This is a genomic window from Collinsella phocaeensis, from assembly GCF_900119895.1.
Lineage (GTDB): Bacteria > Actinomycetota > Coriobacteriia > Coriobacteriales > Coriobacteriaceae > Collinsella > Collinsella phocaeensis.
In genome coordinates this window covers 143,852-154,180 of record NZ_FQLR01000002.1, presented here as the reverse complement: position 1 = coordinate 154,180, position 10,329 = coordinate 143,852, and the positions used below count along the sequence as shown (strand labels likewise).

The following is a 10,329-nucleotide window of genomic DNA, read 5'->3' as shown; positions in this document are numbered from 1 at the left end:
AAGCCGCACCGCGCCGATGGTACTGCGGGGCAAGCCCGTGGGAGAGCAGGGCGCCGCTGACCGGTGGACGGCGTTTCGGTCGGGGAGGCCCCCGCGGGAGACCGCGGGGGCCTCTTCGCGTTTAAAGGGGTCAAGCAGAGCGTAAATATGTAGTGCTGGTCCGACTCGTTCGCATGTTTCGGTGACGCATAATCCGAACGGTACAATAAGGCCGTTATACTCAATCCTGTCGTATATCAAGGAGTTGAGAGCATGGGTTGTCCCGTTCTCCCTGTCGAGCCCTCTGATGAGCTCGCTGCTCGCCTTGCTCGCGTCAAGTACATCTTTACCGACCTCGATGGAACGATGCTTGCTCCCGGTTCCTGCGCGCTTGCTGACGCCTCGGGCGAGGCGAGTCTCGACCTCGTATCCACCGTTCTTGATCTTAAACGGGCGGGTATCGAGATCATCCCCTGCTCCGGACGGAACAGGTCTATGATGCACGAGGATTCTCGTATCTTCGGCTTCAACTCCTATATTGCGGAAATGGGCGGCTTGCTTATGGTCGATCGCTCGGACAACCGCTGGGAGTATTTCTGCGCCGACATGCCGTACAATCCCGCCTGGGGCTATACGCCGCATGAATGCATCGAGGCCACGGGGATTCTCGATGCCTTCTCTACCCGTTGGCCCGGCTTGCTTGAATACCATAACGATATGTCTACGGGCTATAAGTATCGCGAGGTCACGGTGGGACTCCGCGGTGAGATTCCCGATGAGGAGGCTCGAGAGATCATCCGTGCATCCGGCGCCGAGCTCGAATGGAGCGATAACGGGTTCTTGGGCTACATCTCTGCCCCCACGACCCTTGAACTGCCTGAAGGCGTTCGCGGTAGAGCGTTCAACATCAGCCCGCTCGGTCTCAACAAAGGTCGAGGTATCGAGCGATTCTGCGAGCTCCGGGGAATCGACCCGGGAGAGACGCTTTCCATCGGCGACGCGTCGTCGGATTTCCTCATGGCGGATTACACGAGCGTCTTCTTCCTCGTTGAAAACGGCCTGCGAGACCCGGGGGCGGAGGAGTTCCTCGTGTCGCATGACAACGCCTTCGTCACGCGCGGACGAATCGTCGACGGCTGGGTTAACGCTATGCGCTGCCTGCTGGCCTGTAAATGATGCGGGGTGATTTGTGATGACTTCCAGCCATGACGCTCTGGATAGCCTGGATCAGCGTTCCGTGTATGCGGCGCCGCCGTTTTTCGGCTCTGCCGGCGCGGGCAACAACAGGCCGATCGGTGTATTCGATTCGGGGCTTGGCGGCCTGACCGTGGCGCGCTGCATCGCGACGTCGTTGCCGCATGAGTCAATCTACTATGTGGGCGACACCAAGCGGTGCCCCTACGGCGTCAGATCGGAGGAGGAGGTCCGCTCATTCGTCATGCAGGCGGGCCGCTGGCTTGCTGAGCGCGATATCAAGATCATGGTCATCGCCTGCAACACGGCGACCGCAGCGGGGCTTCGCATCGCGCAGCAGCTTCTTCCCGTCCCCGTGATCGGCGTCATAGCGCCTGGGGCCCGCGCCGCGATCAATTCCACGCGCACGCGCAAGGTGGGCGTCCTGGCCACGAGCCTCACGGTTCGATCGGGCGCCTATATGCGTGCGATCCAGGATCTTGATGCCGGCGTCGACGTCTACGGCTGCCCCGCCCCCAGTTTTGTCGAGATCGTCGAGCGCGAGCTTGCGACGGGAGCCCATCTGCAGGAACGTTGGCTTCAGAACGGCGATATCTTCGATACGCAGGAGAACCGCATCGAAGTCGAGCGGACGCTTGCTCCGATTGTGAACGGTGGGGCCCATGTGGACACGGTGGTGCTCGGTTGCACGCACTTTCCCCTGCTCGCTGGGCCGATTCGCCATGCGCTCGGTCCGGAGGTCCGCGTCGTGTCCTCCGCGGAGGAGACGACGCGCGAGCTGCGCGATATCTTGGAGCGTCGGGAGCAGCTTGCAGACGCGGGGAATGAGCCCCAGCACCGTTTCGCCACGACGTCGGACAACATTGCGGAATTCGCGGCTGCGGGGAGCTTCATCTTCGGTCAACCGCTCAAGTCAATCGAGCACATCAGCCTGGATGAGCTTAAGAGTATCTGATGGCTCGCCGTGCCGGGCGTGCTGCGCCGTGCGCCGCCGTACGGCCTTCGAGCCATGGGCATGAAAGGAATGCGACATGGAACATATGGATATCAAGCGCGCGAACGGCAGGCCTGCCTCCGCGATGCGCCCGGTCAAGCTTACGCGTGAGGTCATGAAGCATGCGCTGGGCTCGTGCCTCGTCGAGTTCGGCGACACGCGCGTGCTGTGCGCCGCAACGATCGAGGAGGGCCTTCCCGCATGGCGCCGCGCGAGCCGCGCGGGCTGGGTGACGGCCGAGTACGCGATGCTGCCCGCCTCGACCGGCCGCCGCACGCGCCGCGAGACGGGGATGCGGAAGGGCCGTTCGATGGAGATCGAGCGTCTGATCGGCCGCAGCCTGCGTACGGTCACGAATCTTCGCGCGCTCGGCGAATACACCGTCACGGTCGATTGCGACGTCATCCAGGCCGACGGCGGCACGCGGACCGCAAGCGTGACGGGTGCCTGGGTCGCTCTCCATGACGCGCTCATGGCGTGGGTCGAGGCGGGCAAGATTCCCCGCCTGCCGCTCTCCGGTCAGGTCGCCGCGGTTTCCATGGGCGTCGTCGACGGGTCGTGCGTGCTCGACCTCGACTACGGTGAGGACAGCCGCGCGGAGGTGGATATGAACCTCGTCGCCACGGATACCGGCGAGATCGTTGAGATCCAGGGTACCGGCGAGCAGGCCCCGTTCGACAGAAAGAGGCTGAACGATCTGCTCGACCTGGGGGAAATGGGTATCGCACAGCTCATTGCGCTGCAAAACGAGGTCACCGCATTCAGGGACTGATGGGGATCTCGGCATGCGGGCGGCACGACGCCGGGGGCTGCAGCGTACATGAGGCGGCTGCTTGGGGCCGCTGGGCTCAATAGAGGAGAGGGAGCGGTGATCGCATGGATCGCACGATGATTGATAGGGAAGAAATCGACCCCGCGCGCACGGTGGTCGTCGCGACGGGCAATGCTCATAAGTTGGTCGAGATCGAGGAGATACTCTCGACCGTGCTGCCCGATGTAAGGTTCGTGGCGCTCGGGCAGCTCGGGGAGTTCGAGGAGCCCGAGGAGAACGGAGCGACGTTTTTCGAGAACGCGCTGATCAAGGCGCAGGCCGCTGCGGAGGCGACGGGTCTGCCCGCCATCGCCGATGATTCTGGCCTGATGGTCGATGCGCTCGACGGGGAGCCGGGCGTTTACTCTGCTCGCTACGCGGGAGTCCATGGTGACGATGCGGCGAACAACGCGAAGCTCAAGGAGAGGTTAGCGGGCGTGCCGGACGAGCTCCGTCGCGGCCGGTTCGTGAGCTCCATCGCCTTCATCGACGCGACGGGCATGGTGCTGTCGGGCGAAGGCACGTGCGAGGGCGCGATCGGCCATGAGGAGCGGGGCTCGCATGGATTCGGCTACGATCCCCTGTTTCTGCCGGACGACACCCCAGGCAAGACGATGGCCGAGCTTACCCCGGAGGAGAAGAACGCCATCAGCCATCGCTTCCACGCCCTGCAGGATCTCGCCGCCAAGCTCGGCGGCTCCGAGGGTTAGGAGAGAAGCATGAGGGCGCTGGTCCAGCGCGTGACGCGAGCGAGCGTGACCATCGGGGGAGAGGTGACTGCGCGTATCGGTGCGGGCTATCTCGTCCTGCTCGGCGTGGGCGAAGGGGACACGCCCGCAGAGGCCGAGCGGCTTTGGAGCAAGCTGCGCGACCTGCGGATCATGGAGGACGACGAGGGCCGTGTGAACCGCTCGCTGATGGATACGGCGGGGGATGTCCTGGTCGTCTCGCAGTTCACGCTCTATGCCAACTGCCGCAGGGGAAGGCGGCCGTCGTTCACGGACGCCGCATCTCCCGATCTCGCGCGCGAGCTCTACGAGTATTTCGTCGACCTTGTCCGTCGCGATGTCGAGCGGGTGCGGACGGGGACCTTCGCGGCCGATATGGGCGTCGAATTGGTCAACGACGGCCCCTTCACCGTGATGCTCGACACGGCGGAGCTGTAAGCCCGCGGCGGCGCAGGCGCACTATTAGTTGTTCCTTAATAACTTTAGGATCCGCCAGGGGACGCGAAAAGGGCGGGGATAATGGTGACGTTTGAAAGGAGGGCCCGTTGGACGCGCACATCCTGGTCGTGGACGATGAGAAGACCATCGCAGACCTCGTGGGAATATATCTGCAAAATGAGGGGTTCGGCGTGACGATCGCCTATACCGGCGCCGAGGCGGCGAAGGCGATCTTCGAGCAGGAGTTCGACCTGGCCGTGCTCGACATCATGTTGCCGGATATAGATGGGTTCGAGCTGTTGCGCACCATCCGGTCCGATAGGACCTATCCGGTCATCATGCTCACGGCGCGCGACGCCCAGAAAGATAAGATCGAGGGCCTGGCCCTCGGGGCGGACGACTACGTCGTCAAGCCGTTCCGACCGCTCGAGCTCGTCGCGCGCGTCAAGGCGCAGCTGAGGCGCTATACGAGGTATGGAAGTAGGGTCGCAGAGGAAGACGCGAGCGAGCTTTCCGTGGACGGCCTCACGATCAATCGTGACGCCCGCACCGTCACGGTCGATGACCGCCCGGTGCGCTGCACGCCGCTTGAGTTTTCGATCCTTCTGTATCTTGTGGAGAACCGAGGCCGCGTGGTGCCCGTCGAGGATCTTTTCCGTGCGGTGTGGGGCGAGGATTTCATGTCGAGTTCGAGCAACACCGTCATGGTACACATCCGCCATCTGCGCGAGAAGCTGGGGGACGACGCCCAGAACCCGCGCTTCATCAAGAATATCTGGGGCGTGGGTTATACCATCGAGAAGTAGTCCGCCCTCCGTTCGGAACGCGTGGCGAGAGCACCGAGGGGATTTTAAGCAACTCTTCCGTTTCGGACTGCATCGCGCTTCCTATACTTCTTATAGGCTGGATGCAAGCTATAGGCTGGATGCAAGCCACCAGGCGCGCATGCGAGGACCTTCGCCGAAGCGCCATTCCGGCCCATACTGCCCATAAGCTGCCGTCGGCCGTCTCGAACGGGACGTCTCGTGCGGCGCACGCAGGAAAGGAAGCTCAACATGGTCAATCGAAGGACGTTTGTGGCCCTCGCGGCATGCGGTGCCTGCGCGGCGATCGGAGGCATCGCGGGATGCGGCCCGAAGTCCCAGGAGCCCACGGGTTCCGCCCCGGCGGATGCGGTGTCGGCGTGGGCCATTGAGGCCGTTGCGGAGGATGACAATCCGGTCGGCACGGTCCAGCGCGATTCGTGGAAGCTGCAGGATGACGGCTCCGTGCTCCTGACGTTTTGGGGCTCATCCAATCCACGCCCCGAGCCGGAATCCGCCGAGCTGGACGGCCGCGTGCTCGCGGTGCAGCTGAAGCCCTACGATGGCCCGGCGACGATGGACCTCGTTCCGAGCCTGTACGTGCTCACGCCGCCCGACGGGTCCGATGAGCCCGAGGCCGTGACGGTCGATTACGCCGATGACGCGGACCCGGTCGAGCTTCCGCGCACAGAGGACTAGAACTCTTTTCTTGTGGAGAGAAACGTCGGCGTTCGTGAAGATGGCGAGATGAGAGAGGGGCCAAGCATGGCGAATCGTTCCGGGCGAGCGCCCGTGAACCCGATGACGGGGCGTCCGAACGAGATCGCCGGCGCGCGGGATCTCGAGCATGCCGACCAGGCTGCGCAGGGGGAGGCTCCCGGCGCAGCGCGGCGCAGCGCGGATCCCGCGACGGACCCGGAGACCTCGTGGGCGACGGTGCTCGGCCGCCTGCGCGCCGTCGTCGACAGCAGGTGGGTCTCCACCGTCGTGCTGGGTGCGCTCTGCTTCGCCGTCCTGGGCATGGAGAACATCATCGTGCTCGCCGCCGTCTTCTTCATCGGCTATGTGCTGATCGAGCGGTTTCTCGAGGTTCGACGGGCGATCACGATGGGCGGTACCATCTGGCTCGCCGTTCTCTTCATGGGTGGTGTCGCGACCGCGCAGGCCCCGCAGCTCTACGTGAGCATCGACTACATCTTCGTCTTTTGCGGCTTCCTGCTCGCTCTCGCCGTGTGCGCCGCGCTGTTCTCGGCGCGCTCGGCATACGCGCACGGATGCGCCCGCGGCCGAGAGGAGGCGGACGGGGCCATCGCCCGCCACATGGTCGATCGCCTGATCGAGCATCCTGATAACTGGGACGACCTGGACAGCGACTATCTTGAGGTCGAAAGCGCGCTCAACCGGGTGCGAGAGCGCGAGCGTCTCGCGGCGCAGGCGCTTCGGGACGAATCGGGCCGCAAGGACGATCTGGTGACCTACCTGGCCCACGACCTCAAGACGCCGCTCGCGAGCGTCGTGGGCTACCTCTCGCTGCTGCACGAGGCCCCCGATCTTCCCGAGGAGCAGCGGGTGCGCTTCACGGGCGTGGCCCTGGAGAAGGCGCACCGCCTCGACAGCCTTATCGAGGAGTTCTTCGACATCACGCGCTTCGACTTCCATGACATCGTCTTGACGCGCGGCTACGTCGATCTCGGGCTCATGCTCGGCCAGGTCGCGGAGGAGTTCTATCCCCAGCTCTCCGATCAGCGCAAGCGCGCCGTCGTGGACATCCCCGAGGGGCTCGTGGCGCTTGTCGACGGCGATAAGATGGCGCGCGTGTTCAACAACGTGATGAAGAACGCGATCGCCTACAGCTACGATGGGACCGCGATTCGAATCGAGGCAGAGACGACCCCCGCCGGGGTCCGCATTCGCTTCATCAACCAGGGCGATCCGATCCCCGAGGCGAAGCTACGGGTCATTTTCGAGAAGTTCTACCGTCTCGACGCGGCCCGTTCGACGAACCGGGGCGGCGCGGGGCTCGGCCTGGCCATCGCGCGCGAGATCGTGGCGGCGCACGGCGGGACGATCGGCTGCACGTCGACGCCCGAGTTCACGACGTTCACCATCGACCTGCCCGCTTAGGGTGCATCGGTCTCGGGGCGCGGCTTTACAGAACTCTGACATCTCCCTTGCCTCCGGCTTTCGGCCCGAGCGTACCATGTGGCCCGAGAGCGTGCATGATGCAAGGAGGCCATATGGGGGAAGTGCAGGTGGAGCAGGCGGTCGCCGAGGCTCGCGAGCGCGAGTTGGGGGTCGCGGCGGAGGCATCTGATTTCCGCGACGGGGACGTTCGCCTTTCCGTTGAGCATCTGGATCTCTTCTACGGGGACCATCATGCGCTGAAAGACGTGTCCATCGATATTCGCGACAAGCAGATCACCTCGTTCATCGGTCCGTCGGGCTGCGGCAAGTCGACGCTGCTGCGGTGCTTCAACCGCATGAACGATGACGTCAAGGGGTGCCGCATCGAGGGCCGTGTCGCGCTCGACGGCGAGGACATCTACCGGGAGGCGAACCCGACGCGGCTCCGTCAGCGCGTCGGCATGGTGTTCCAGCGCCCCAATCCCTTTCCCATGAGCATCTACGACAACGTCGCGTACGGCCCTCGCGGTCTTGGCGTGCGCTCGCGCAGCGAGCTCGACGAGCTCGTCGAGGACTCCCTTCGTCACGCCGCGCTCTGGGATGAGGTCAAGGACAAGCTCAAGCAATCCGGCCTGGGCCTTTCCGGTGGCCAGCAGCAGCGCCTCTGCATCGCCCGCGCGATCGCTGTCAGGCCCGAGGTCCTCCTGATGGACGAGCCGACGAGCGCTCTCGACCCGATCTCCACGGTCCAGGTCGAGCAGCTCGCGCAGGAGCTGCGCCGCGACTACACGCTGGTCGTGGTCACCCATAACATGCAGCAGGCGTCCCGCATCTCCGACTCTGTCGCGTTCTTCCTGCTCGGAGAGCTCGTCGAGCACGCCGGGACGGCTGAGCTGTTCGCTCGTCCCAGCGATCCCCGCACGGCCGACTACCTGACGGGCCGCTTCGGATAGGGCCCGCGCCCGTGGCGTCTCCCCGCTCTGCGGGTGGACGCCGTGGGGGTAGTACAATCTTCGAAACGGCCGAGAGGAGCGGGACATGATCTACTACGTCGAGGATGACGACAACATTCGCGGGCTCACGCTGTACGCACTGCGTCAGCAGGGAATCGAGGCCGAGGGCTTCAGCTGCGACAGCGAGTTCAAGGCGGCTGTCGCCCGGCGCGTGCCCGATGCGGTCCTTCTCGACATCATGCTCCCCGACACCGACGGCCTCGAGATCATGCGCCGGCTTAGGGCGAGCACCGAGACGGCGACCGTGCCCATCATGATGCTGACGGCCAAGGATACCGAGCTGGACAAGGTCGTGGCGCTCGACGGAGGCGCGGACGATTACCTTACGAAGCCCTTCTCCCTCATGGAGCTCACGAGCCGCTGCCGCGCACTGCTGCGTCGCGGCGGCATGTCCCGTCAGGTAAGCGACCTGCTGTCCGCCGGCGGCATCGTGCTCTCGCCGAGCTGCAGGACGTGCTCTGTGGACGGCAAGGACGTCAAGCTCACCTTGCGCGAGTTCGATCTGCTCGAGTACCTCATGAAGAAGCCCGGCGTCGTCTTCACGCGCGAGGCGCTTCTCCGCAGCGTTTGGGGATGGGATTTCGACGGAGGCTCCCGGACCGTGGACGTTCATGTCCAGACGCTCCGCCAGAAGCTGGGGGAGCGCTCTTCAAGCATCGAGACCGTCCGAGGCGTCGGCTACCGCTTCGCTGCCCAGGATGCGTAAGGCGGCCGACTGCGCGCCGGCGTGCGCTATCGTCGACGGGGGGGGGATCCTATGAGCGGAAAGCATCGCTCGCTGATGCGTCGCGTCTTCATGACGGTGTTCGGGCTCACCATGGGCTTCGTGTGCGTCTTCGCCCTCGCGGGCACCGCGTTCGTGCACACGCGGTTGGTCGACCTGGCCCACGACGAGCTGGCCGAGCAGGCGGACATGGTCGCCTCTGCCCTCGACGCCTCGTCCGACGACATGGCCGTGCTGGGCAACCTCGACATCGCGACGACGCGTCTCACGCTAGTGGGACCGGATGGGGCGGTGCTGTACGACACCTTCGAGGACGCCGCGTCCATGGGAAACCATGCCGGCCGTCCCGAGATCCGCGCGGCCCTGGAGCACGGGCAGGGCACATCGGAACGCTCGAGCTCGACGCTCGGCGAGGTCATGGTCTACGAGGCCAAGCGCCTCGACGACGGCTCGGTGGTCCGCCTGGCGCAGGAGCAAGCCGGGTACCTGCCGATCCTCGTGAGCCTCGTGGGGCCGATGCTTCTGCTGCTCGGCGTGTGCGCGCTGCTCTCGCTCGCCATCGCCCGCCGTGAGTCCCGGCGCATCATCGCTCCCTTGACGGAGGTCGACCTGGACCATCCGACCCGCACCGCGGAAGGCGCCTACGCCGAGATGGTTCCCATGCTCGAGCGCATCGAGAGCCAGCGCCAAGAGCTTAAGCGGCAGATGCGCGCGATCTCTGACAGCGACCGCATGCGCCGCGAGTTCACCGCGAACATCACCCATGAACTCAAGACCCCGTTGACCACGGTGTCGGGGTATGCCGAGCTGATCGCCAACGGTCTCGTGACCGATGAGGCGGACCTGCGCGATTTCGGCAGCCGGATCTACCGGGAGGCGGGACGCCTCACATCGCTCGTGAACGACATCTTGACTTTATCGAACCTCGACGAGGCGGAGCGCAGCGAGTCGGGCGATGCGTCGGCCCTTCTGGGCTCTCGCGAGCCCATCGACCTGCGCCGCGCCCTGGAGAGCGTCAAGCAGCGCCTGGAGCAGGTCGCGGAGCGCGCCGACGTCGCCTTCGCCACCGCTTGCGAGCCCGCTCTGGTCGTCGGCGTTCCCCGCCTGGTGGACGAGCTCGTCTACAACCTCGCGAGCAACGCGATCCGCTACAACCGCCCCGGCGGATCGGTCACGCTCGGTTGCGGCGTCAACGACGAGGGCGCTCCGTGCATACGGGTCTCGGACACGGGCATCGGCATCGCTCCCGAGGAGGTCGATAAGATATTCGAGCGTTTCTACCGCGTGGAGAAGAGCCGATCGAAGGCTGGAGGGGGAACGGGCCTCGGTCTGGCGATCGTGAAGCATGCCGCGCATTTCCACGATGCGACCATAGACGTGAAGAGCGAGCTCGGTTGCGGCACCGACGTGACAGTCACGTTTCCGACCCCTCATCCCGGAATGCCGGGGCTACCGGAGATTCCTAGCACATAGGCGCTTTGCCCATGAGCGGCATGGGTTTTCGGGTATCCGGAAGCCTAA

The 10,329-nt window shown here is 64.8% G+C and carries 11 protein-coding genes; all 11 read left to right on the top strand.

All coding sequences use genetic code 11. The annotated features are described in order from the left end of the window. Window positions 1-252: 252 nt before the first annotated feature. The 11 genes from BQ7355_RS00730 to BQ7355_RS00680 all read left to right on the top strand — a co-directional run bounded on the left by BQ7355_RS00730 (window position 253) and on the right by BQ7355_RS00680 (window position 10,281). Entirely contained in the window at window positions 253-1,155 is a 903-nt protein-coding gene (locus BQ7355_RS00730; RefSeq protein ID WP_072414455.1) for an HAD hydrolase family protein, read from the top strand. Between the two features lie 16 nt (window positions 1,156-1,171). Continuing rightward, window positions 1,172-2,128, top strand: a complete 957-nt coding sequence (murI, locus tag BQ7355_RS00725; RefSeq protein ID WP_083581356.1) for a glutamate racemase — start codon at window positions 1,172-1,174, stop codon at window positions 2,126-2,128. A 76-nt stretch (window positions 2,129-2,204) separates the two neighbouring features. After that, window positions 2,205-2,939 (top strand): ribonuclease PH, encoded by a 735-nt coding sequence (gene rph, locus BQ7355_RS00720; protein WP_072414454.1) that lies wholly within the window; start codon window positions 2,205-2,207, stop codon window positions 2,937-2,939. Window positions 2,940-3,055: 116 nt separating this feature from the next. Continuing rightward, entirely contained in the window at window positions 3,056-3,688 is a 633-nt protein-coding gene (rdgB, locus tag BQ7355_RS00715) for an RdgB/HAM1 family non-canonical purine NTP pyrophosphatase (RefSeq protein WP_143761637.1), read from the top strand. 9 nt (window positions 3,689-3,697) lie between these two features. Further along, window positions 3,698-4,144, top strand: coding sequence for a D-aminoacyl-tRNA deacylase (dtd, locus tag BQ7355_RS00710; protein WP_072414452.1), 447 nt, complete (start codon window positions 3,698-3,700; stop codon window positions 4,142-4,144). A gap of 107 nt (window positions 4,145-4,251) precedes the next feature. Then, entirely contained in the window at window positions 4,252-4,950 is a 699-nt protein-coding gene (locus tag BQ7355_RS00705; RefSeq protein ID WP_072414451.1) for a response regulator transcription factor, read from the top strand. A 249-nt stretch (window positions 4,951-5,199) separates the two neighbouring features. After that, complete coding sequence (locus BQ7355_RS00700) at window positions 5,200-5,646, top strand: hypothetical protein (RefSeq protein ID WP_072414450.1); 447 nt, start codon at window positions 5,200-5,202, stop codon at window positions 5,644-5,646. Between the two features lie 66 nt (window positions 5,647-5,712). Beyond that, on the top strand, window positions 5,713-7,071 hold the full coding sequence (locus tag BQ7355_RS00695) for a sensor histidine kinase (protein ID WP_072414449.1): 1,359 nt from the start codon (window positions 5,713-5,715) through the stop codon (window positions 7,069-7,071). A 113-nt stretch (window positions 7,072-7,184) separates the two neighbouring features. Next, window positions 7,185-8,024, top strand: a complete 840-nt coding sequence (pstB, locus tag BQ7355_RS00690) for a phosphate ABC transporter ATP-binding protein PstB (RefSeq protein WP_083581353.1) — start codon at window positions 7,185-7,187, stop codon at window positions 8,022-8,024. 85 nt (window positions 8,025-8,109) lie between these two features. Next, complete coding sequence (locus tag BQ7355_RS00685) at window positions 8,110-8,790, top strand: response regulator transcription factor (protein ID WP_072414448.1); 681 nt, start codon at window positions 8,110-8,112, stop codon at window positions 8,788-8,790. Window positions 8,791-8,841: 51 nt separating this feature from the next. After that, window positions 8,842-10,281, top strand: a complete 1,440-nt coding sequence (locus BQ7355_RS00680; protein ID WP_072414447.1) for a sensor histidine kinase — start codon at window positions 8,842-8,844, stop codon at window positions 10,279-10,281. The last annotated feature ends 48 nt before the right edge of the window (window positions 10,282-10,329 follow it).

Excerpts from the sequence above, each read along its gene's own strand:
- BQ7355_RS00685 (WP_072414448.1), top strand. The coding sequence starts at position 8,110 with ATGATCTACTACGTCGAGGATGACGACAACATTCGCGGGCTCACGCTG.
- murI (WP_083581356.1), top strand. The coding sequence starts at position 1,172 with ATGACTTCCAGCCATGACGCTCTGGATAGCCTGGATCAGCGTTCCGTG.
- BQ7355_RS00730 (WP_072414455.1), top strand. The coding sequence starts at position 253 with ATGGGTTGTCCCGTTCTCCCTGTCGAGCCCTCTGATGAGCTCGCTGCT.
- pstB (WP_083581353.1), top strand. The coding sequence starts at position 7,185 with ATGGGGGAAGTGCAGGTGGAGCAGGCGGTCGCCGAGGCTCGCGAGCGC.
- BQ7355_RS00695 (WP_072414449.1), top strand. The coding sequence starts at position 5,713 with ATGGCGAATCGTTCCGGGCGAGCGCCCGTGAACCCGATGACGGGGCGT.
- rph (WP_072414454.1), top strand. The coding sequence starts at position 2,205 with ATGGAACATATGGATATCAAGCGCGCGAACGGCAGGCCTGCCTCCGCG.
- dtd (WP_072414452.1), top strand. The coding sequence starts at position 3,698 with ATGAGGGCGCTGGTCCAGCGCGTGACGCGAGCGAGCGTGACCATCGGG.
- rdgB (WP_143761637.1), top strand. The coding sequence starts at position 3,056 with ATGATTGATAGGGAAGAAATCGACCCCGCGCGCACGGTGGTCGTCGCG.
- BQ7355_RS00700 (WP_072414450.1), top strand. The coding sequence starts at position 5,200 with ATGGTCAATCGAAGGACGTTTGTGGCCCTCGCGGCATGCGGTGCCTGC.
- BQ7355_RS00680 (WP_072414447.1), top strand. The coding sequence starts at position 8,842 with ATGAGCGGAAAGCATCGCTCGCTGATGCGTCGCGTCTTCATGACGGTG.